This is a genomic window from Dulcicalothrix desertica PCC 7102 (assembly GCF_003991905.1).
Classification (GTDB): domain Bacteria; phylum Cyanobacteriota; class Cyanobacteriia; order Cyanobacteriales; family Nostocaceae; genus Dulcicalothrix; species Dulcicalothrix desertica.
In genome coordinates, this window is record NZ_RSCL01000020.1 from 98855 (window position 1) to 122473 (window position 23619).

General features: G+C 39.1%; 23 protein-coding genes. 5 read left to right on the plus strand and 18 right to left on the minus strand.

Going from position 1 to position 23619, the window contains the following annotated elements; all coding sequences use genetic code 11:
* The first annotated feature begins 12 nt into the window (after positions 1-12).
* Complete coding sequence (locus tag DSM106972_RS34780; protein WP_127084981.1) at positions 13-1092, plus strand: anthranilate phosphoribosyltransferase family protein; 1080 nt, start codon at positions 13-15, stop codon at positions 1090-1092.
* 175 nt (positions 1093-1267) lie between these two features.
* Here the strand turns inward: DSM106972_RS34780 and DSM106972_RS34785 are convergent, their stop codons facing one another.
* The 8 genes from DSM106972_RS34785 to DSM106972_RS34815 form a co-directional block, all read right to left on the minus strand.
* On the minus strand, positions 1268-2164 hold the full coding sequence (locus DSM106972_RS34785) for an MBL fold metallo-hydrolase (protein ID WP_127084982.1): 897 nt from the start codon (positions 2162-2164) through the stop codon (positions 1268-1270).
* Between the two features lie 24 nt (positions 2165-2188).
* The gene (panD, locus tag DSM106972_RS34790; RefSeq protein ID WP_127084983.1) at positions 2189-2578 is read right to left on the minus strand and encodes an aspartate 1-decarboxylase; all 390 of its coding nucleotides are present in this window, start codon (positions 2576-2578) and stop codon (positions 2189-2191) included.
* 157 nt (positions 2579-2735) lie between these two features.
* Positions 2736-3248 carry an inorganic diphosphatase gene (locus tag DSM106972_RS34795; protein ID WP_019494237.1) on the minus strand — a complete coding sequence of 171 codons (513 nt, stop codon included), beginning with the start codon at positions 3246-3248 and terminating at the stop codon, positions 2736-2738.
* Between the two features lie 362 nt (positions 3249-3610).
* Positions 3611-3799: a TLTLP motif-containing protein gene (locus DSM106972_RS34800; protein WP_127084984.1), complete on the minus strand. Its 189-nt coding sequence runs from the start codon at positions 3797-3799 to the stop codon at positions 3611-3613.
* A gap of 860 nt (positions 3800-4659) precedes the next feature.
* Positions 4660-5649, minus strand: a complete 990-nt coding sequence (locus DSM106972_RS34805; protein WP_233787752.1) for an Npun_F2552 family protein — start codon at positions 5647-5649, stop codon at positions 4660-4662.
* 13 nt (positions 5650-5662) lie between these two features.
* Positions 5663-7078: an aspartate ammonia-lyase gene (locus tag DSM106972_RS34810; protein WP_127084985.1), complete on the minus strand. Its 1416-nt coding sequence runs from the start codon at positions 7076-7078 to the stop codon at positions 5663-5665.
* Between the two features lie 79 nt (positions 7079-7157).
* Positions 7158-7292 (minus strand): hypothetical protein, encoded by a 135-nt coding sequence (locus tag DSM106972_RS55085; protein WP_267901198.1) that lies wholly within the window; start codon positions 7290-7292, stop codon positions 7158-7160.
* A gap of 139 nt (positions 7293-7431) precedes the next feature.
* Positions 7432-7725, minus strand: coding sequence for an AAA family ATPase (locus DSM106972_RS34815; protein ID WP_127084986.1), 294 nt, complete (start codon positions 7723-7725; stop codon positions 7432-7434).
* Positions 7726-7922: 197 nt separating this feature from the next.
* On the opposite strand from DSM106972_RS34815, the gene DSM106972_RS34820 reads away from it, so the two are divergent.
* Both DSM106972_RS34820 and DSM106972_RS34825 read left to right on the plus strand, forming a co-directional pair.
* Positions 7923-8468, plus strand: a complete 546-nt coding sequence (locus DSM106972_RS34820) for a hypothetical protein (protein WP_127084987.1) — start codon at positions 7923-7925, stop codon at positions 8466-8468.
* 132 nt (positions 8469-8600) lie between these two features.
* Positions 8601-8867 carry a hypothetical protein gene (locus DSM106972_RS34825; protein ID WP_233787751.1) on the plus strand — a complete coding sequence of 89 codons (267 nt, stop codon included), beginning with the start codon at positions 8601-8603 and terminating at the stop codon, positions 8865-8867.
* 41 nt (positions 8868-8908) lie between these two features.
* On the opposite strand, the gene DSM106972_RS34830 is transcribed toward DSM106972_RS34825, so the two are convergent.
* Entirely contained in the window at positions 8909-9436 is a 528-nt protein-coding gene (locus DSM106972_RS34830) for a hypothetical protein (protein WP_127084989.1), read from the minus strand.
* A 116-nt stretch (positions 9437-9552) separates the two neighbouring features.
* Here DSM106972_RS34830 and pgsA point away from each other — a divergent pair, with 116 nt between their 5' ends.
* Entirely contained in the window at positions 9553-10074 is a 522-nt protein-coding gene (pgsA, locus tag DSM106972_RS34835) for a CDP-diacylglycerol--glycerol-3-phosphate 3-phosphatidyltransferase (RefSeq protein ID WP_127084990.1), read from the plus strand.
* 118 nt (positions 10075-10192) lie between these two features.
* Here pgsA and DSM106972_RS34840 read toward each other — a convergent pair whose 3' ends face one another.
* The 8 genes from DSM106972_RS34840 to DSM106972_RS34870 all read right to left on the minus strand — a co-directional run bounded on the left by DSM106972_RS34840 (position 10193) and on the right by DSM106972_RS34870 (position 19033).
* Positions 10193-11335 carry a glycosyltransferase family 4 protein gene (locus DSM106972_RS34840; RefSeq protein ID WP_127084991.1) on the minus strand — a complete coding sequence of 381 codons (1143 nt, stop codon included), beginning with the start codon at positions 11333-11335 and terminating at the stop codon, positions 10193-10195.
* Between the two features lie 245 nt (positions 11336-11580).
* Positions 11581-13143, minus strand: a complete 1563-nt coding sequence (locus tag DSM106972_RS34845; RefSeq protein ID WP_170213624.1) for an MFS transporter — start codon at positions 13141-13143, stop codon at positions 11581-11583.
* Positions 13121-14071, minus strand: coding sequence for a DNA repair protein RecO (recO, locus tag DSM106972_RS34850; RefSeq protein WP_127084992.1), 951 nt, complete (start codon positions 14069-14071; stop codon positions 13121-13123). The genes DSM106972_RS34845 and recO overlap by 23 nt, the downstream gene beginning before the upstream one ends.
* Positions 14072-14082: 11 nt before the next feature.
* Positions 14083-14784, minus strand: coding sequence for a deoxyribose-phosphate aldolase (gene deoC, locus DSM106972_RS34855; RefSeq protein ID WP_127084993.1), 702 nt, complete (start codon positions 14782-14784; stop codon positions 14083-14085).
* 62 nt (positions 14785-14846) lie between these two features.
* Positions 14847-14972 (minus strand): hypothetical protein, encoded by a 126-nt coding sequence (locus DSM106972_RS55090; RefSeq protein ID WP_267901199.1) that lies wholly within the window; start codon positions 14970-14972, stop codon positions 14847-14849.
* Between the two features lie 37 nt (positions 14973-15009).
* Positions 15010-16122 carry a DNA cytosine methyltransferase gene (gene dcm / locus DSM106972_RS34860; RefSeq protein WP_127084994.1) on the minus strand — a complete coding sequence of 371 codons (1113 nt, stop codon included), beginning with the start codon at positions 16120-16122 and terminating at the stop codon, positions 15010-15012.
* Positions 16123-16324: 202 nt separating this feature from the next.
* On the minus strand, positions 16325-17296 hold the full coding sequence (locus DSM106972_RS34865) for a DUF4351 domain-containing protein (protein ID WP_127084995.1): 972 nt from the start codon (positions 17294-17296) through the stop codon (positions 16325-16327).
* A 309-nt stretch (positions 17297-17605) separates the two neighbouring features.
* The gene (locus DSM106972_RS34870) at positions 17606-19033 is read right to left on the minus strand and encodes a YcjF family protein (protein WP_127084996.1); all 1428 of its coding nucleotides are present in this window, start codon (positions 19031-19033) and stop codon (positions 17606-17608) included.
* Between the two features lie 315 nt (positions 19034-19348).
* Here DSM106972_RS34870 and DSM106972_RS34875 point away from each other — a divergent pair, with 315 nt between their 5' ends.
* Entirely contained in the window at positions 19349-20314 is a 966-nt protein-coding gene (locus DSM106972_RS34875) for a glycosyltransferase family 2 protein (protein WP_127084997.1), read from the plus strand.
* 37 nt (positions 20315-20351) lie between these two features.
* Here the strand turns inward: DSM106972_RS34875 and DSM106972_RS34880 are convergent, their stop codons facing one another.
* A complete protein-coding gene (locus DSM106972_RS34880; protein WP_127084998.1) occupies positions 20352-23576 on the minus strand; it encodes an efflux RND transporter permease subunit in 3225 nt (1074 codons plus the stop codon).
* Positions 23577-23619 lie beyond the last annotated feature (43 nt).

Below are 23619 nucleotides of genomic sequence, written 5' to 3' on the forward strand. Positions count from 1 at the left end.
ACGGTAAATAATATGAGTAATAAATTTCGGGATTTGCTAAAAAAAGTCGGCAGTGGAAACCATACTTCTGAAAATCTAACTCGTAATGAGGCCTCAGAAGCTACTAAAATGATGCTGCTGGGTGAAGCAACACCAGCCCAAATTGGTGCATTTTTGATTGCTCACCGCATTCGGCGCCCAACTGGCGAGGAATTAGCGGGTATGTTAGATGCGTATAATGAGCTTGGCCCAAAACTTAGACAAATTGAGAGTCAACGTCAGGTCATAGTTTTGGGTATACCTTATGATGGTCGCACCCGCACTTATCCAATTAGTCCCATTACAGCTTTATTACTCGCAGCAGCAGGACAACCGGTTGTTATGCATGGTGGAAATCGTTTGCCAACTAAATATGGTTTACCTTTAATAGAAGTATGGCAGTCATTAGGAGTTGACTGGACTTTGATGTCATTCGAGAAACTTCTTCAAGTATTTGAGCAAACAGGTATTGCCCTAGTATACACACCCAAACATTTTCCTTTAACTAATGCAATTTGGGAATACCGCGACCAATTGGGTAAACGACCTCCATTTGCCACAATGGAATTAATATGGAACCCTTATGATGGTGATGCTCATATTATTTCTGGATTCGTTCATCCTCCTACCGAGGGAATGTTTCAAACGGCTTTAGGATTACAAGGTATTACTAAATTTACTACTATTAAGGGGTTAGAAGGTAGTTGTGATTTAGCACGCGACCGTAGTGCCATAATCGGTTTAGGCTCTACTGTATCTCAAACTGCATCCATCGAACGCTTAATAATGGCGCCTCGTGATTACAACTTTACAACCCAAGATGTTCCATTAACATCTACTGAACAACTAATTATAGACATCAAAGCAACGCTGACAGGTTCAAATTGTGAACTTATGCAAAGTACATTATGGAATGGAGGATTTTATTTGTGGCGTAGTGGTATATGTGAGGATATCCAAGCAGGTATCGCCAAAACTGAACAACTCCTTAGCAATGGAACTGTCCTTAAAAAACTCGAAGAAGTATCTCGTGCAATTACTACAGTCTGCCAAAATATGTTTCAACCAGCTTAAATTTTATTTCGGCGCCGTCTAAAATGTCCACCAATGGTGGACATTTTGCTGTGGACATTTTTAATTACCAGATTTCCATTTAAGTATAAATACTATTTTTTGTCATAAATGTAACAAACCTCCCGATGCCAATGAAAGTTGAGATGCAGGAGCTTTCATACATTTTTTAATATATTTAAAACTTATCTATATTTAATACTAAACCTTCGTGTGCTAGTACTGCTGAATCAAAGACTGATTTCACCTTTGTTTGCATTCCATCTAGAAAATCATCATTATCATCAGGGTGATGATGTGAAATAACTAAACGTTTAACTTCGCTTTTGGATGCTAAGTCAACAGCAGCTTGCCAGGGTAAATCATCATTTTGATGGTTTCGTGGTGTCAGTTCTGTATAAGTCGAGTTAGCAATCAACAAATCGGCGCCTTGTACTAATTGAATCACGTTTGCTAATTCAACGTCATCAACACTATTACTTAAATCTGTAATATAAGCAACGCTATAATTCTGCCAAGTAATTCGATAGCCAATCGATTTCTGAGTATGATTAATTAAAGCAGTAGTTATTGTCACATCATCTAAAGTAATTACACGGTTTGGAGTTAGATAACAGAATGCTAACTCTGATTGCATTACTTGCAATGGATATGGAAAGTGAGGTTGTAGCATTTGGTCTCCCAAACACTGTTTAATTGAGGCGCCGTTACTTGCAGCGCTACCATAAATGTGAAGATTATTATTAGCCACAAACGCAGGAGCGAAGAAGGGAAACCCTTGAATGCGATTAGACTGGGAGTTGGTAAAAAATAAATGCGTGCTGAGAGGAGCATCTCTAAACAGCAAACTTTTGCCCAAACTTCTTAAACCAGTACCACCATCAAAAATCAAGTGTTTACCAGCTACAAACATTTCGACACAAGCAGTATTTCCCCCATAGCGGTCAGTGCTACTACCAGGTGTTGGAATTAAACCCCGTACACCCCAAAATTGTACGGCAAAATTCCCCACTTGTCTTTCGCACAAAGAAACCCTTGAAGAATCTTTAAGTAGGTAATCTCGAGTCGTTGACATCTCTTTCATTCTTACTTTTCATGTTCAGGAATGGTATGACGATAGCAGGTCATCATAACGTCGCACTTCTAAAAGTCGATTTTTTTCGTCTACAAGTACAACCGTCGGAGAGAAAGTTTTTAACTCATCCATTGTGAACTGCCCGTAAGACATTATAATCAAGCGATCCCCTAAAATGCCTAGACGTGCCGCAGCCCCATTTAGTTCTATCGCTCCTGAATTAGCCGCTGCGGGAATTGCATAAGTCGTGAAACGCTCACCATTGTTGATGTTGACAACTTGTACCTGCTCGTAAGGTAAAATCCCTGATTTATCTAATAATACTTGGTCAATACTAACACTACCAACATAGTTGATATTTGCTGCGGTCAGAGTGCAGTTATGAATCTTCGCCAAAAGAATTGTACGATACATTTTTAATAGTTAGGAGTTAGCAGGGGCGGGTTTACCTATATCCTAGTAAACAATGAGAAATTTATGTTAACCCGCCCGTACCGGAAATAGGAGGTAGGAGCTAAATTTTATTATTCACCAAGATATAGGTAAACCCGCCTCGACGCTCCTCCTAACTTTATTTATTGCCAGCTTTAATACACTTGTCAACTAGAGGTTGAACCATTGCAACATCTTGCCAACCAAGAATTTCAGTAACTTTCTTTTCTAAATTCTTGTAGCTGCGGAAGAATTCGGCAATTTCATCTAGTTTGTGCGGAGCAAGGTCTTTAAGAGATTTAACGTGAGCATAGCGTGGGTCTTTGTCGGGAACGCAAAGAATTTTCTCATCACGGTCACCACCGTCAATCATCTCTAACATGCCAATTGGTCGTGCGGCAATGACACATCCAGGAAAGGTTGGTTCATCCATAATTACCATTCCATCTAATGGGTCACCATCATCAGCCAAAGTGTTGGGCACAAAACCGTAATCGTAAGGATATTGTACTGACGAATATAATACGCGGTCTAAAGCAAAAGCATTCAAATCCTTATCAAATTCGTATTTATTTTTACTCCCGCCTGTAATTTCAATCAATACGTTGATGATACCGGGTTTTGGTTGGGCTGGAATACGGGACAAATCCACAAAAAATCTCCTTGCTTCATACACACAAATATATGGGTAGTGTTTTTCAGCTACCCGTAATAAATTTTAAGGCGAATAATGTACTTTTGTTGACGTGATATCTTTAATACTTTGTTTTCAAGCTTTTTGGCAAGCTTTTTTTAAGTTATGTCCAAGTCAAAAAATAACTCCCCGTCCGAGAACTAGGGAGTTGACAAATTACATTAAATCGTGCATGTATAAAAAAGGCTTCTTGAAAACGCGCGCTTCGCTTTCTGATGAGTTCTGCATTATATACTCTACACACAAGCACTTGTGGCGCGAAAAATTAGCTAATGCTAAACTATTGAGTTATTGATTGAAAACATGCTGTTGTACGTGATTTAGTCTCGACTTTGTTGCAAGCTAGACGTAATTGGCTGCGGTGTGTTAATTTCGACATTATTTGATGAATAATGAGCAATAACAAACATAGGCAAGCCTAAAGTTAAAATTGCAATGAAAGTTCCGACAATGTCTGCCAAACGATGAGATGAACTATCAACATTAGCAGACTGACTATTAGAATTCATAAAAAACCAAAACCGTGACATTATTGCACTGACTCCCTAGCTTGAGAGTCTTGATACCATTTTAACCAATATCCGACGCGAGCATTACCTAGCATTTGAGCATTTCAAATACTCTCACACGGACGCTGTAATCAAAAATATTACACATCAAATTTTCAATTGCACTTGCAAAATTTGTATTCTGTGTTTCAATTTTATTATACATAACCTTAGATGCATTACTGTACCCTATCCTGATTACCCATTATTTTAAAGCTATTCCTAGCATTACAATTTACACTAACTGTACATATATTATTTTAATTGCGAATTTTCAAATCAGCAACATTAATCTACTTAAGCCAGTATTTTAAATGCTTTCAGCACTAATTTCTTACTCACAAAGACCAAATTTACTGCTGTCACAGTTAACCAAATACATTCGCAAAAATACTGAGACAGCAACCTTCACATTAATCATATAAGTAGTTATACTCAAAATCAATCATACTTCCGTAAATCACTTAGCAACTGCGGTTATAGCTACCAAACAGTACGAATAAATACACACAAAACTTTATGAGTAAAAATAATTATCTATTTACTAAAGTCAACAAAACTTCAAATTTAAATCTACACTCATTTAATATGCACTACATCAAAAAATAAGCAATCCTTCCTAAGATAGATTGAATTTAGTTTATAAGTTAATTGATAAGTCAGATTTAGGCGCCAAATAATAATAACAAAAAAACTGCCCCCACTGAATTTTGGGGGGCAGTCTAGTTAAGCAATCGGAGGGTATTCATAGCTTACTCTGCCCACGAGTAGAATTGTTGTAGCCAAGTTATCACTTGGGGACTGGAATACAAATATTAAAATCACTCTGAGCGCATATTGTAAGCACGCATTGGTTCAAAGATGAATCGAATGTAAAGATGTTTAAAGGTCGATTTAATTACTCTAGGCATTCCAAAATCAATGGCTACCATTTTATCAGGCAGGCGCCAATCCGAGACTTGTAAAGTATGAGGTTCTAGAAGCGGAAAATTAATATTTGTAAACTCAGGGACTAAATTAGCACGTTGTCCAGCAGCGAGAGTAGGTACTTGATTGGGTGGAACTTGCAGTATTTCTACTATTGCCCTATCCAAAGCAAACACATTATCAGATGCAGCTAAAACATTGAGTTGACGTGGTTCACCCCCACTAGGTCCATTACCTTCGTGTCCAATAATGCCATCGAGTATAGTTAAATCAGGGTTAATAACACGCGCAGTTGAGACCAGCATATCAGCAAAACGATTAGCATCTTTACCAGCTTCCATGTGCCACCAAGCTTTCATCTTGCCAGGAACACAGCCAAATAAATTTTTAACTCCCATCGTGAGAACAAGCTGAACGTGTGATTTAACTTTTGGTAAGTTAATTACAACATCAGCTTCCATAGCTTCTTTACACAGCAACAAATGATTAAAATCTTCGCTTGCTGCTTGGTAACGTTTGCCATGAAATTCAACGATAGGCAAATTCAGTTCATCCAAAATAAACTGGTACCCATTCGCTATGGCCACACCCTTAGCACTACCAAACGCTGGACTATCACCCAAAAAAGGTTTACCACCAGCGTCAATAACCATTTTGGCAACAGCGTATACAAGTTCCGGACGGGTGGTACACTCTTTGGTAGGACGGGCGCCTGTTAGTAAATTCGGTTTTAAAAGAACACGGTTTCCAGGTTTAACAAACGCTCTCATCCCACCCAAAGGTTCAAGCAGAGCTTCAAGAGACGCTCGTAACATCTCACGTTCATAAGAAGTAGCACGAATTAAACTAACAGAAGGCGCCATATTATTGTAGAGACGTGACATGTCACGTCTAATATTAAATTAATGGTACAATTGCGCTCATTTGTTCGAGGTTAAGAACTTCGGCAAGTTGAGCTTCAGTCATTAGTTCCTTTTCTAACACAATTTGGCGAAGAGATTTCCCTGTTTGTAGTGATTCGGACGCAACAGCAGCAGCATTAAGGTAGCCAATATGGGTATTTAGCGCAGTAACCAAAGCTAAACTACCTTCTGCGTATTCCAAACATCTTTCAGTATTAGCAGTAATACCTTTGATACATTTCTCAGTCAAGGCGCCAATAGTATTACCAAGAATTTCAATACTATGGATTAAATCATAAGCAATAAGCGGCATCATCACATTAAGTTCAAGTTGTCCAGCTTGAGCCGCAAACGTAATTGCATTATCATAGCCCATAACCTGGAAGCAAACCATACTAGTCATTTCTGCCATAACAGGATTATATTTACCTGGCATAATCGAAGAACCAGGTTGTACGGGTGGAAGTTGAATTTCTTTGAACCCAGTTTTTGGGCCTGAGTCCATCAACCGTAAATCATGGGATATTTTAGCTAAATCTTGAGCCAAATTACGAAGGGCGCCGGATACATTAACAAAAGGCGCCATACTTTGCATAGCCGCCATTAGATGTGATGCTGGTTGTAAAGGACAATCAATAAGCTGTGAAAGTATTTCTACCACACGCGCCCGATATTTGGGATGAGTGTTTAACCCCGTACCAGCAGCACTACCCCCTAACCCCAACACCATCAAATCACTCGAAGCGGTATAAATACGGTTTTGGTGTTCGCTTAAAATTTGTGCCCATGCGCGGAAACTATCACCCAAGCGTACAGGAACAGCATCTTGCAGGTGAGTACGACCCGACTTTATCACATTTTCAAATTCCACAGCCTTAACATTCATAGCTTCAACAGCATTATCCAAAGCAGGGTGTAGCGTCTGCATCAAAGCCAACAACCCACCAATTCTAATCGCAGTTGGAATTACATCATTAGTAGACTGACCATAATTTACATCATCATTAGGATTAACTCGTTTATAATTACCTTTTTCATCACCAAGAAGTTCTAACGCACGGTTCGCCAAAACCTCGTTAACATTCATATGATGCGACGTTCCGGCGCCTGCTTGGTACACATCAACTACAAATTGGTCACGAAGCTTACCAGTAAGAACCTCATCAGCAGCTTGAATAATAGCTTTACTCGTATCTTCAGCAATACAACCAAGCTCACCATTTACAATTGCCGTAGCCTTTTTAATATAAATACAAGCATCTACGTAAGTAGGCAAAGGCTTAATCCCGCTAATCGGGAAGTTTTCAACAGCACGCAGCGTCTGAATACCGTAATAAACATTACCAGGTATTTGCATTTCTCCCATCGAATCGCGTTCGATACGGAATTGAGAATCTTGTGTTTGCGACATAATAATTTTGGATTGCCAAGCATCTCTATAATGTCATGCTGAGGAACGAAGCATCTCTATAATGTATGATTTGAGACTACTACCTATCTGGAATAGTAAACCTGTATATTAACTTACGCTCTCCAACTAACGATTTTTTACCCAATGAGTCAGGGGTAAACTCCTTATTAATATCTTCTCTAATTTGACGACTTAATTTACTCCACGTTGTCATATCGTTAGCTGTACTAATATCAAAACCGTTATTAAGATTAATGCCAATGAGGTTACTTATAAGATAGCGGTCATGAAAATCATCCCAGACAAAAACTTCAATCTTAAGTTTAGCCGTGACTAAAGTAGTAGAAAGTCTCTTAAATCGGGTCTAATTCAACAGCCCACTCAACCACATTATTACGTTTACGTTGATATACATATTGCCCAAAACCACCTAAATCAACAGCTTCACCACCTATTTTGGTACGGTAAACGTCTAATTTTCCAGTATTAATACCGTGGTGTGCTAGTAACAAACTATGAATAATACTCGATTTACCTGCACTATTGGCGCCATAAATCAACGTCAGGGGTCGAAGTGGTATACGTTGAGTATCACCAAATGCTTTAAAATTACCAAGTCGTAAAGCCGTTATGGCGTTGGGTTTCATTTATATCAAGCCAAAGTTGAGGGAAAGCTTAGTTCTAGTGCGCGGAGATTTTTCCAATATATACATATATACTACATATCGCGGCTAATTTTTGTTTTTTCGACAATTTAAATTGGAACTGATGTTACGTATTGTACGACTATTATATTTAGATATTTAAAGGCGCCTCCCAAAAGCATACATATATTTAAAAAATAATGAAAAAAACTTTAATAATCCTTAGTTTCCTATTGGTTACTATAGGTGTAGTACCAACTGTAATTTTTTGGTCAAAGCGTGCTATGACTCAAAATCAACCGAATAATCCTCATGAAAAGGAGCGTCTTGAGAGAGCCAGAAGGTCTGAATCTTTATTTCAAGCCCGTTTACTAGTAGATGCTTCACATGAAGAAGTTGGAAAAGCAGCTCTTGATTATACTAAAGCTAAATTTAACATTTTGAGTGGGGCGCCGACAGTAGCCTTTACTCGCTCAATTACAAATGCTGAAATACCTTCTACAGGTCTTGGTAAAATTAACTTTATTGGTGGAGAACCGCCATTAATGCTTGTAGTGGTTAAAGGAGACTTTGATGTTAGCAGCTTGGCTACTGCTCGATTTCGTGATTTAAAACCTCGCACTCAAACAAAATATATTGTCTACATTTTTGACCTGCGTGCTGGAATTCCCTGTCTAACTTCGACAGGTGCAACAGGAGAGTACTTCCGTCGTGTACTTAATGATGCAAGTTTACCTGATAGATAGGATTTTAATTACGATTATAAACTAGATGTAAGTATCAACTATTAGCTCTAGTGAAGTACTTCCCATGTATCAGTAGGAACTGCTGGAGCAATTAAGTCCCACAGGATTTCGCCGCAAATATTAGAATTAGGATTGCGTGAACTAAATGCCTCTTCGCAAAATGGCTTTAGCGGTACTACACAAATATTAGAATTTCTTGCACAACTTCCCAGTCCTGAAGAGATTCTCGCTTTACGTCCATCAGAGGAATTGCGAACACAAATAGACACATTGCTTGAAAAAAATCGGAATACTGGCTTGACTCCAGAAGAAGAACAAATATGGCAGCAGTACGAATATTTAGAGCATTTAGTTAGAAAAGTAAAAGCAAAAGCTTTATTAAAGCTAAAAAGTAATTAAGTCTTAGAAGAACCGTTTTATGAGCAAAACATACATTTATATTACTGCACAGTCAGCAATTGATTAAGTTTAATTTTTAAATCTGACGATGCTAAAAGTGGTTTATAGACTTCACCTTCATAAGTTTTCCAGACATATCCTGAGCTAAAATAATGAAAAGTTTGAGGTGAACCTGTTTCTTGCCAAATACTAAGAGCTAGGACTAAACCTGGAAAAGCAAAATTTGGTAAATCTTCTAATAATTCGTTATAAGTTCTGAATTCATCAACTTCTACACCCACCAAAGCGTAACGGAAATTAGGAGCAGAAAGCAAACGTTTATACAGCAATAAACCTAGTTCAGTCATCAAATAAGCTGTTTCTGGTGTACTTACTCCTACTTCACTAATGTTACTAGGGCAAACTCGACACCACCAGTTGTCCTCAATATCTTGAAAAATACTTACCTGACATTGGGACTGAGTACCATTTGAGAGAGTCCAGTAAATACCATCAAAATGTTGCGAAAACTCTTGTGCTAGCGCTTGCTCAGAACCACATTCGGCAGACAAACTAAATACCCATGCCATTAATATTCTCCTATTAACTATTATTAAACCATCAAACGAGTACCCCCTATTTTAGGTTTACTATTTTTCTCTACCATTCCCCGATAATAAAGTTGTGCCATCAGCTAGAATTATTCATGAATATTCCTAATTTAATTACTTTCTCGCGACTTTTGGGCATACCGTTTCTACTGTATGGGTTGCAGAACCCGACATCACAAGCAAGATGGATATGCTTGGTTATTTTTTTAGTATGCGCGCTTACTGACTGGTTAGATGGATATCTCGCGCGTAAGTTAAATCAAATTACTGACTTGGGTAAGTTTCTCGACCCTTTAGTTGATAAGTTACTTGTACTGGCGCCTTTACTTTCGTTAATTGAGCTTGGGCAAATACCAGCTTGGGGAGTATTTGTAATTTTGGGTAGGGAGTTGGCGATAGCTGGATGGCGTGTTAATCAAGCTACTATATCTGGCGCCAATATTTGGGGTAAGCTCAAAACGGTTAGTCAAATTATTGCTATCGCGCTTTTAATTGCTCCACTTGGAGAAAGTTGGAGAGTTCCTGCGCTTGCTGCTTTTTGGGTGTGTGTGGCACTGACTGTTATTTCTGGGGTTATTTATTTGTTGCCTTCTGAACCTCTAAAAAGTCAGTCCTAATTGTGGAGTGAACTATCTTTAACTCTGTGTCTAATAAGGTAAGAAACTTGGTATGAGACGGGCAGGGATGCCCGTTCCACAAGTCCACAAGGCAGAGGACACAGAGATAAGAGGGAAGTTAGGCGCCACGGAATAATTGTAAGCGAGGTCTTTGTAGGACTTGAGTATACAATTCTTCTAGCATTGAAACATTTTTATCGAGGGTATAGCGTTCGATAGCGCGCGCTCGTGCTTTTTGTCCAAGTATAGTTGCCATTTCTGGATGGTCTTGGAATAAAGGCAGTAAAGTTCGTAGTTGTGAACGCACAGTCTTTGTATCTATTACTACGCCTGCTCCTTCTAATGCTTCACCATCGGCACCAACGTCAGTGGCAATACAAGCTACTCCACACGCCATTGCTTCGAGTAAAGACAATGATAACCCTTCAACTAGCGAAGGTAATATAAATACATCTGCTCCTCGTAATATTTCGATGCGTCGCAGTTCGTCGGCGACAAAACCCAACCAAGTTATATTATATTCGGCGCCATAGAATGGTTCGAGGGAATTTTTTAATGGTCCATCACCAACTATTAATAGCTTGCTTTGTGGTCCCATTTGTGCTTGTTTCCACGCGCGCAGTAATGACTCTACGTTCTTTTCTGCGGCAATACGTCCTTGATACACAAACAAACGTTCGGCTCTAAATTCAGATTTAATTCTAGAGGTGCCAGGAGAATACTTAATGGTATCTACCCCGTTGGGGATGACAGCAATATTATCTTCGGGGACTCCTAAGCGTGCTAATAACTCGCGCTGTATTTGCGAAAAAATAATTGTTGAGTTGTAGTTACACAGAAATGGTGCATAGAGTTGGTACGCTAAAAGCTGAGTTCCTGATACAAGTTTGGCGCCTTTGCCCGCAAATGGTGTGTGGAAAGTCGCAATTAGTGGTAAATTTAGCTCTTCACAAATTTCTGGTAGTACAAAATCTAAAGGTGATAGCGTTAGCGAGGCATGTACAACATCAGGTCTAATGCGTCGCAGCGACTGCGTTAATAACTTAGTCGCTTTGAACGAGGGAATTGTATAAACCTGAGATTTATAAATGAAAGGTAAAGGAACCTCTTGACAATTCCATGAATTATCTGCACGAGATTCTGTCGCAAAATGTAGAAAACTTACCTGATGTCCTCGGTCGAGTAATGTATTTGTAATTTCTCGACTGTAGGTGACATTACCACAAAAGGGCGTTTTTTTTCCAATCCAAGCTATACGCATTCTTTATTAGTTATTAACTTGCGGGGGGTAAATATTAAATTCTGTCTTTAGCACTGTGCTTCGATAAGAAGTACACTTTATGGACTTTTATTATCATAAAATCCCGCCGAAATATATAATAACCAGTAAAAATTAACTTTTGTCAATCGCTCCTCATCGTCTTTGTACATCACCAATGGTAAATAGATTACATTCAACCTCAGTAAAATTCCTTGAGATTGCGTGTAACATCAATTAATCAATGACTACTTTGTAGTTGGTTCAGATTTAAACAGTACCAAACCACAGCTTAAAATCACTATTGCCGCAAGTCCTAAAAATACAGTTTTTAGTCCAAAAAATGTTTCAGCTACACCTGCTAATGCTAAAGGTAAAGAAAGAGCAATATTAATCACATTGTTTTGTAAACCAAAGACTTTGCCACGCATTTCTGGTGGGGTTTGAGTTTGTAGCACTGTTTGCATTGGTATCCCAATTAACGCTCCAAATACTCCCAGCAACATAATTAATGCTACTACTATATAAAGTTGTTTTGTAAATATTGACAATCCAATCAGCGATGCCGCCATCCCAATACATCCCAACAAACTCATCTGGCTATGCTGTAAGCGCGCGGCAAATTGCCCAATAAGCATGGCGCCAATAGCAATACCTACACCTCCAGAAGCAAGTAAAAAGCCAAATTGTTCAGCTTTCATATTCGGGATAATTTCTGCTAGCCTCACTGCTAATACAGTCAGTGCAGCAAACACAGAGAATAATACTATTAATTGTACTAATGCACTGCGAAGCGGATGATTGCCTTTCAAATATCGTAAACCGTCGCGTAAATCAGAAAGCACATGAGGCGCCTCAGTATCAGGATGAGGCTTTTCCTGCGTGCCAATCAGCAATAAAATTACGCCAGCTATCACATAACTTCCACCAACCACAAATTCTTTACCCAAACTTCCAAACAAACCGACCTGACACCAAATTCTATCGGCAAAGTTCAGCATCGGTTCTCCGACTGCAAAACCAATAATTACCGATGCCATCATCGTGGTTGTATACAGCGAGTTTGCCGACAGCAAATTATTTTCTTCAATTATTAAAGGAATTGCAGCTTGTTCAGCAGGTGCAAAAAACTGAGTGAGGGTAGAGACTAAAAAAGTCACTGCCAAAATAATCAAAAATCCTACAGGTAGGGCGCCAACGGGTTGAAAGTCATGTGTCAGCCATAACAATATAGGTATGGCAAAAACGAACATTCCCCGCAATATATTAGTACTAACTAATACAGCTTTCTTTGACCAGCGGTCTACAAATACACCAGCGACCGAACCAAATAATACTGCTGGAATAGTAAACGCCATCATAATTGCCGAAACCCAACCGCTTATGGTTTGCTCACCTGTTTGAAAGTGAGTTTTGATTATGGCAATCATTAGTACTAAATAAACTTTATCTGCCAATTGGCAGAAGACCTGACCTCCCCAAAGTGCAAGGAAGTTTGGATTCTTCAATACAGGCAAAAAGCCAATAGGGTTACTATCTGGCTTAACGTCAATCGAATCTACACTCGTCTTACCATTATTAGAAGATGTGGCGCCATTTTTACTGACATGTACCAAATCGCTCGCATCAGTTTTTGAATTAACCGAGGCGCCATTTTTAGTCGAATCTAGAGGGATGACATTTTTGCTAAACCCCTGTGGGGACGATTTAGAATCGGGTGAATTATTACTAATGGGTGTTCGATTTGGCTTTGCAGGATGGCTAGGTAACGAGTAATTGGTTTTTCTTTCACTGGAAGACGGTTGTATCATAATTAGCGGCAAAAAATGAATCGATTAAAGCAGCAGAGCGAATCGAACGTCCTAAATGATACTGAGCGTATTGGCGCAATACCTGCTCAACAGATAACCAACTTTGGTCTTGAGTATTTCCCACAGCATCGCTGTTAGAAATATCTAATTGTGATAGCTGCTGAAACAGAAATAATTCTGTCGCATTTAGGCGCCTACTCAAGGTAGGTAATTCCTGCGAGTGGTGAATTGTTTCGTAAGTTTCGTATGTGTCGTGGGGCAATTGTTGTGGGGATGTATATCCCTCAACTTCGCGTGCAGTACTTTTTTCCTCCTCCTGCTTTAAAAGATTTTGTGATGAACGTAGTTTTTCCCATGCATCCAAATAAATAGCTCCACCAGCATTAATGCTAAACCCGACTTGGTTACGAGCGGCGCCAAAATCAGCAATTAGAGGACGTTGCGTCAAACAACAAGCATCAACTTGTGGTGCAAACCCCGCTAAAGCCATAAATTGGAATACTGCATGGCAAAGGAAAGCGACTACTTGTAATGGGTTCTTACTACTGACATTTTCCAAACGGGATAAATGTTCGTTGAGTAATTCATATAGTTCTTCTTGTGGGTTTTCGCTCAATGCTTGGGACAAAACAATTTCAGCCAAGTATTGACTCGCGGCTAATTTCCCTAAATCTTTAGCCAGCCCCGGATATGATTTTACAGTATTTGCTTGTGTAATTTTGTCTAGTGACCGCCCTTTGGCAATCAGTACTTCGTTTACTACAAACATTGCGCTTCTGCCGCCTAGACTAGAATTGTGCTTACGCGCGCCCGGTGCAATGGCTGTGAGTAAACCGTACTCTTTTGTCAAAATAGTCACTAACCTATCTGATTCCCCAAAAACTTGGGTTTTCAGATTAATACCAGTTGCCTTATAGGTTTTACTCATTAGCCACCGAATCAGTAATTACCCTTTTGTTCCAGCGTATCGTACCCTTTGAGTAATTCGACACTGCGGGAAGTTCCCAGTCGAGTTGCCCCCGCTAATATTAAGTCTAAAGCTGCTTGTAACGTCCGAATACCCCCCGAGGCTTTAATTCCTACCCTGTCTCGTGCAACCTCTTTCAAAAGACGTACATCCTCTACCGTGGCGCCACCGTTCCAACCTGTACTAGTCTTCAAAAACGCGGCGCCAGCGTCCATTGCAATTTCCGCAGCTAAAACTTTCTCAGTATCCGTGAGTAGCGTAGTCTCTAATATTACCTTAACAGTTTTTCCAGTTGCTTCACAAATATCAGCAATTTCACGGTGTACATCATCGGTCTTACCAGCTTTCAAAAAGCCTAAATTTAACACCACATCCAACTCAGTGGCGCCGTTTTCTACCGCTTCTTGTGCCTCATAAAGCTTCGTCGCTTTCGTCACTGCTCCTGTAGGAAAACCAATAACAGTACAAACAACAGGCTTTTTATTACGGAGAAGTTCCGTTGCCAACTTAACGTAAGTAGGGTATATACATACTGACGCAAAGCCATATCTATCAGCCTGCTCACACCATTGAGTAACCATATCTGGCGTTGCCGTCGGAACCAGCAGCGAATGGTCGATAAATGGCGCAATATCAATGTCCGAATACTCCGTATCTGAATATCTTGCTGCCATTACGTTTTTAATCAACTATATATTACTAAATCTTATCAAAACTTAAGAGTCCTTTAATCATTTTAACTTTTATTACGGATTTTACGGATAAATTTCCATAAAATTATGCCAAACTGGCAAAATACAAGCCTTGTCAAGTCTAAGAGTGGAATAATTTCTTGTGGAATGGTTTCTTGTGGAATGGGCATCCCTGCCCGTTCCTAATCCATGTATTTATAAAAATAGCTAATTAATAAAGTCAATAATAGATTGTGCAATAGCTTTTGATGCTAAATAAGGAACACCATTTCCAATAGTTTTAAACATATTAGTAAGTGACATATCATCAGGCAAAACAAAACTTTGTGGCAAAGATTGAATTGCCAAAGCTTCAGCTACAGATATTCTCCGAACTTTATAAGGATGTAAATGTACTTCGTTATTACCATAGCAAGCAGTCGGAGAATAACGCCAACGATGTAAACGTTTAAAAGATTTTCTCGAATCATCTCCTTCTGCAATTGAAGCAAATTTACTAATTCCCGCTCTCGGTTGAAAATAGTGTTGAGAATTAGGATGATTTAAAACATTATTTTTTCTAAACCAAAATTCGACTGTTAGCTCTTCTGGAATTGTTAAAGGACAAGGTATAACAGAGTCTACTTCAAAAGGTTCGCACTGGCGCCAGGGATAAGAAAAAACAACACTTCGAGGATACACAATATATTTTTGCCAAGGGAATTCAAGTTCAAAAACTCCAATCTTGCTTAAAAAATGACTACGAAAGCCGATTAGGATAATTCTGTCTCTATCTTGTGGGGCGCCGTATTCGATAGCATTAATTAAGCGGTCTGTCAATATATAACCAGCTGACTGTAATTTTACCTTCAGAGATTGATAAAATAAATTATGCTTTTTTGTCTTCCATAAACCCTTGACATTTTCAAACACAAACAAATCAGGCTGTTGTTGACAAATCAATTCAACATATGCACTACTCAGCTTACCATTATCACCCAAATAACCACGATTTTTGCCACCTATAGAAAAATCAGGACATGGTGGTCCACCAATAAACCCAATTACATTTGTATCGTTTGTACGACAATCTTTTACAAAATTCTTTAAATAATTAGCATGAGAAGATTCTATCAGCTTATTAACATCATTATCTTCCCCGTCATGATATCCATATTCAGGCAAAGGCAAATTTAGATTTACACGTGAGTATTTATATGCTGCCATGAAAGGCTTAAAAATATCGTTTACATAAACAATCTCATACCCACAAACTTCAAATCCAAAATCTAAAAAACCAGAGCCAGCAAAAAAAGAAAAAATCTTCGGTTTAACAGCCATTTACTTAATTATATAAATTCCTCTCTCTGTGGTCTAATAGTCTCTGTGGTAAAAAAATATTTAGCATAATAATGTTTTGTTAGTGTTTTGTTGGGTTCCGTTCTCCAACCAACCTACAAATATTTTTTTAGCCCCCTCACATATAAGTCGAAACTTTTGAGCAAGGGAGTCTCTAAACCTACAAATGGCGCCAAACTATTGTTTAATGCTCCTGTAACCAGTTGTTCAAATCATCAATATTAGTAAAATCTAACAAAGCCTCGCCAAGTGCTTCTAACTGAGTTGAATTCATAGACTCAACACGCGCGCGCACTTGGGGCGATAATTCTCCAAATCGTCGTGACAGTAAGCGTAAAATTAATCCTTGTTCACCATCTTGTCTACCGCGTTTGTAACCAATCCGCTCACCTGTGGTAATATAAGGCATACTTTGCTCCTCTTCAAATTGTTTTAATTCTTCCCAAAACTTGTTTTCTAACCTCTCTGGTAAAATCATAACCCAATCTATAAATCTATAGAGGTTACGAATATCCTGCTCGTCTAGCCCTTTTTCGTAAAGCTGACGTATCAAGCCAAATTTTGACTCTTTTCGTTGATTAGGTTTTCCTTGGGTTTGCTGCATTTTCAAGTGTGCCATGACAACATGAGCAAACACGTTATCACTAGCTTCAAGTTGAGCAATGCGATTTTGGTAATCTAAAAGCTTAACGCTGTCGAATTGAAAATCCAATTTTGTACCTGGGTAAGTAAAACTAAACCCCTTCGGGCGCCAGTTTGGGCTACTATCACATAAAATCGCCAAGCTAATTGCTGGTTTATCAAAACGGTCGAAAATTCGGAAGTTATATACAAACATGCGTTTTTCAAAGCCCTTTTCCGGTTGGGCCTGAATTTCTATATGTATCAGTAACCACAATTCTTCCCCTTTATGTCCCCATACTTTGACTAATTTATCTGCATATCGTTTACCTTGTTTGGCTTTACGAGAAATTTGGCGAAACTCTTTATCTAAAAACTCGTGTTTACGACTCCAGTTAATAAGAGATGCAACCTCTGGGAAGAAAAACTGCATCGCTTGGGGAAAGTAAATTTCGAGAATTTCTTTCCAAGGTGAATCGTTATCAGCACGCTTTTTCTTAGTAGTTTTTTTAGTAGCTTTCGTAGTTGCAGCCATAAATTTATTTCATTGGTAGTGCAAATGTTTTTTCCATTAAAGGGTAAACTTTGCATTTAAACAATATCAATGAAATAATTTAAAAAATGAACTTCAATGTTAGTATAAATTTTAATCAGTATCAGCGATATAAAAGTCTAATTTAGTGTCAAAATATTACGCAATATCGAATAAACCACATCCAAAAAACCCTAAATGATTGGTAATTTTAGTATCACCGTAAAAACCACAAGTAAAAAAAGCTATGTCAAATTATATAGTTTTATTAAAATCAAAGCCCCCCAAATTTACACGGGGGGTTGGGGGAGATCAAACACCTTCAGGAACTAACTTTTTAACACCTTGACTAACAAACCCTTGTAAAGTAGCCACTTGTTGACTTTGCTGAAAAACATTTTGCAAAGACGAACGTAACTTATCCAAATTCAGTGCATTTCCAGTTTCAATAGAAACTTCCTGCGCTTGGAAATACTCAACCAAAGCTAACCCAGCAACGCGCGTTAGATATGCAGCACTTACACCTTGAATAACACCACCCACAGCGTAAGTAACAGCATTAGTCTTCAACACAGTACTAACAGCTTTCGTCGAAAGTTCAACTAAACCAAGTTTAAGCATTAACCCTCCCATTTCTGCTGCCACAGTTCTGGCTTGGTCAAGGGAGAATTTTTGCTGGTACACATTACCCAAGTCCATAACCATTTGTGCGTTAATAGCAGCAGTCGCTAAAATATCTAACGCAGGTAAGGGGTTAGCAAACGCAGCAGCAGCAGCTATCCATTGATTTTGTTCAATTATTGGAGTAGCGCGTGACAGTCTTACTATATTTAATGCTGTTTTAGCTTCAGTTTTGAGTAAGTTCGCTTTTCTAACAGTAGTTGCCCATATCAACTTTTGCCCTGTAGTCGCAAATACTTGACTCAATTGAGTTGTTAATTGCTGTATATCAGGCGCCGGCTGTTCCATCCATTCGCTAGTCGTACCATCTGCGTTGTGCTTGCGAACTTTAATTGGTACAGGCGCCACCGATGTTGCAGTAACATCACATTGCAACCGTTGTTTTAAAGATGACAAGATACTTGCACGCTCATCCGGAATGTATTGGTCTTGCTTATTGAAGACCACCATGATGCGACCACTGGTAGCGTTCAGTTGCTGAAGCGTTTGATATTCTGTATCAGTAATATCACCGTTAGTAACAAATAACACGTAGTCAGATGTTACAGTATTATTTAAAACTTCATTATCAGTGTTAGAAGCCTCAATAAACAAAGGCGCCGTTTCGTAAAAGTTCGCCTTGGTAACGGGTAATAATTCACAGTTTTGCTGTAAAGTGTTAATTAGCGTAGATTTACCTACAAATTTTCCACCAGTCACAGCTAGTTGCATTTCTTCCCTGTCAATTTCTTTCTCTAGTTTAGAGATTTGATTTTGCAGCAGAAACGCAAAGTTTTTTGTCTCTACATCATCTTCACAGGCGCCTGCTAACTGACTGACAACAGCAGAAGCCTTTAATATCGCCTTTTCAACAGCCGCACGGTCGCTAGGTAATTCTTCAAGCAGTACGTTGGGACTAGTACTACGCTGCTTAAATAGCCATAAAGAACCACCAACAGCGACTAAACCCAATAAGCTAAACTCACTAAGAAAGACGAATGAGTCTTGCAAGCTATCGAACAGCCACAATGCAAAGCTAAGGGACAGTCCTCCTACTAATATCGGTCGCTGCAACTTCACAGTTTTATTCTCCGTTCACCAGACAAATGGTTTCTCTTACAGGATAGTCCATTATCCATAGCTTCGATTCAGTCCAAAGAAACCAGGCTTCTTGTTATAAATTACACTAAGTATCACAGCCGTCGATAGGTCAGTATTTCCACTGCTGTAAATCAGCCAAAGAAACCAGGCTTCTTGTTATAAATTACACTAAATATGAAAATTGTCGTAAAGAAGCCTGATTTCTGGACAATCAACTATCCGGTAGTGAAATAATTGGAATAGAAGTGTGTAATAAGCGACAAGTTCTGTACATCTGAGGCAAGTGTTCAGTTTATGAAATTTAGTGTCGTAATTACGACGTATAACCGTTTGAAATTACTGCAAAGGGCAATAAACTCAGTTTTGCAGCAAACAATGGACTGTGAAATAGTAGTTGTGGATGATTGCTCTATTGATGGAACACGCCAATTTGTAGAGACTTTGTGTGACGAAATGTACGCACGCGAAGATTTTCGGTTAATTTACTATCGTAATTCTGAAAACTCAGGACATGCAGCGACGGTAAATATTGGAGTTGAGAAAAGTAGTGGAGATTGGATAAAGTTTTTAGATGATGATGATTACTTGGCGCCTAACTGTTTAGAAGAAATGAGCAAAGCAATTACACTTAATGAAAATGCTGCCATTTGCTCGTGTGTTGCCGCTCAGGTAGACCAGGACGGTGTTGAAAAAAGTCGCACTCCACAACTTGGCCCAGGCAAAGCATATTACATCCCACAAGCTGACATTCATTATGGAATGCTGCTGGAAATTATTCCTTTTGGTACACCTGTACAAGTAGCTTGTAGGCGCCAAGCTTTTTTAGAATCGGGTGGATGGGATATTAGTATGACTTCTTGTGATGATATAGATTCTTGGATTCGCATTAGTAAATTTGGTGATGCGATTTTTTTGAATCAATGTCTTGCGTATCGCACCCAATGGGATGGGGGGTATGACCAAAAAATAGCTTATTTGAAGCGACTTGATACAAATATATTGATGAAAGAGAAAATTTATGCTTTGGTGGATGCGACTCATAGTCAAAAAATTCCAAAGCTTGAAAATATACGAAGTTATCTCAAACTGCATTGGATGCTAGTGGCACTTAAAAACAAAAATATTCGCACTGTCGTCAAAATATTTGAGCCAGCGATTTTATCTCAAAGCGCTTGCTGGTTACTAATTAGCGCTTTACTGATTCGACGCTGGCGCCATCAAAATACCCAAATTCGTAAATTCATTTTAATACATTCGTAGAGACGTGATTAATCACGTCTCCGGTTCCGGAGCATTTCTACCCAAAAAATTTCTTCGGCACTCCTAAACGAGATAAAATAGGTTTCCAAGAGCGTAAATCGAAAAAATCGTGCAGCATAACATAGAAACAGGGAATAATAAACAGTGTTAATACTGTTGCTAAAGATAACCCTGAAAAGACTACTACACCAAGAGGTTGTAAAAACTCAGAACCTTCACCAATTCCCAATGCCAAGGGAAACATACCCAACACAGTAGTAATTGTAGTCATTAAAACTGGACGTAAACGTTGTGGTGCAGCTTCTAATATTGCAGTTCGACGATTAATACCTTTTTGTTCCCCAAGTTGATTTGCAAGTTCAACCATAATAATGGCGTTGTTCACTACAATACCAACTAGTAAAACTGCTCCAACTATAACCGTGGCGCCAATAGCAGTTTTAGTAATATAAAGTCCGAAAATTCCCCCAGCTAGCGCAAGTGGAATTGTAAACATAATTACTAGCGGGTCGATGAGCGAGTTGTACTGTACTGCCATTACCACAAATACGAGAAATGCAGCTAATCCTCCTAATAATCCGAGTGAACCTTGCAACTGTCGATTTGATTCAACCGCAGCACTAGGTAAAACTGTCACGCCTTGTGGTAGTTTAAGATTACTAAATACTTGATTAACTTGGGTAATCGCATCACCCAGACTGGCGCCTTCACTCAAGTTACCAGCAATTAAGAACACCTGACGCTGATTAATCCGCTGTATTTCCCCTGGCGCCTGACCTTCAACTATTTGAGCAACATCACTCAGACGAACTTGGCGACTACTATCAATAAATAAAGGTATTCTTTCTAATTGCGAACTATTTCTAATAGACTCTTCATCTAACTGTACCCTAACATCGACTAAACGGTTGCCGCGTTGCAACTGAGTAGGGATACTACCTTCAATTGCAGTTTGAATTGTGTTGCCAATATCTGTAGTTGTTAATCCTAAAGCAGCAACTCTTTCCCAGTCGGGACGAATTTGAATTTCTGGTTGACGTGCGTCAGCATCAGGACGGAATCGCGCAGCTTGCACTTTATCTTCTAAAGCACTTAAAACTTGGCGACCTGCTTGTTGTAAACTATTCTCATCATTGCCTTGAAGAATGACATCAATATCGGCGCCACGAATCGGCGAATTATTTAGTATTAAACCTCGAACTTGACCGGGCGCCAGACGCAGACGAATTCCTGCTAAATTCAGTTTGTTAAATTGTTTATTGACTTTTTCAACATATGCTTCTACATCAGTTCCTGGTTTGAGGGTAATAGTACTCGAACTCCGCAATGGGTTTTCGTTCGTATTGCTACCAAACAAAAATCCGCCAACTGTAGAAAAAGCATACTCGGTTTCAGGTTGTTTCGTCACAATATCATCAACCGCTCTCATCACCTTACGGTTAGTTTCCAAAGGAGTACCAGGAGGAAACTGAGCGAATAAAGTTGCTTGTCCAGTATTGATACGGGGTAAAATTTCTTGAGGAATTTGCGGCGCCATCCACAAACTACCACCACCAAAAAGCACAATAGCAAGACCCACAGCTAATAAGCGGTAACGTAACACCTGATTTAAGAAACCACCATATCCTCTAGTTGCACCTTCAAAGCGACGATTAAATTCGCGCAAAAACCAAAATTTGCCTATTCCACTAGAAAGGCGCCAAGCTAACATTCGTGAAGTTAACATTGGCACCACCGTTACAGCAATCAAAATTGAAGCTGCAACAGAAAAACTAATTGTTAATATCAACTCATTAAATAACAGCGAGATAAATCCACCAATAAGTAAAAACGGTAACACAGCAACTAAGTTAGTACTCGTAGAAGCAATAAGTGCCGATTCCACTTCACTACTACTTTTCTGTGCTTGATGTATCATTTCCTGTTGATTCAAGCGGGTTTTGCTGTCTTTGCCTGGAGTTACACCAGCACCCTCAGCAATGTTTTCTAACATCACAATTGAGTTATCAACAACAATACCCACACCTAAAGCTAAACCACCCAAACTGAATACATTTATAGATAAACCAAATAACCCCATGAAAATAATTGCGGCAAGGGTAGCAAGGGGAATAGCAAAAACAATAATAAAAGTTTGGCGTAGCGAACCAAGGAATAATAAAACGGCTAAAGCAGCTAAACCGGCGCCAATTAAACCAGAACTAGTAACATTAGAAATCGAATTACTAATAAACTTTGACTCATCTAATGTTGCTGTTAACGTCATTTCTTCAGGTATTAAACCTGACTGCTTAAGTTCATTCAAACGTTTTTTAACACCATCAACAACATTAATAGTGTTAGCATCCGGTTGCTTCTGAACACTAATTTTTACTGCTGGTTGTTTATTTAGTAAAGCAAAGACTCGTTGATTCTCTGTACCATCAATCACAGCAGCAAAATCACGAAGATAAACACGTCTATTTGGAGTAGGAGTTGCAGTCGAGCTAGGAGAAGAAACTTCAAATGAAAGATTACGAATTTCATCAGCAGATTGAAAGCGTCCAACAGTACGGGTTAGAGGTTCTGAATTTTGACCGAATATTCTACCGCCAGAGATATCTTGGTTACGGTTTCGTAATTCATCCAAAACATCAGTTAAACCAACACCCAACGCTTGTAACCTATCCAAATCAATATTGACATTAACCTCTTCTTGCACCCCCCCCGACACATCGACACCCGCAACTCCCGCAACTACACCCAGTTCACGCGCGAGTTCCTCTTCAGCAAACACCCGCAACTGAACAGGTTCTAATGATGGTGAAGTCAAAGCAAATTCATAAACAGGTAACTGTGAAGGGTCAATTTTAAAAATGCGCGGTTCTTCGATAGTGTCAGGTAGTCTGTTACGCGCACGGTTAAAAGCAGCAGTCGCATCATTCAAAGCTTGGTCAATATTACCCCCTGGCTGAAAGAACAAATTCAAATTTATTTGTCCTTCGCGCGTTTGCGAAAATACTTGTACTACTCCCTCCGTAGCCGAAAAAGCTTCTTCTAGAGGTCTTGTGACTTCATCAATTGCCACTTCTGGTGATATTCCAGGCGCCGTAATATTAACACCAATTCGGGGATAAGTAATTGAAGGTAATAAATCTACAGGTAACTTCAGGATGAAAAAGACACCCATAACAATTACCGCTAGCGTCAACATCAAAGTACCAATATGCTGACGAATCGAAATTGCACTAATACTAAAGCCTGTGGTGTTAGTTTGCTGCATATAGAGTCAAAAGTGCTGAGTGCTGAGTGCAAAAGTGCTGAGT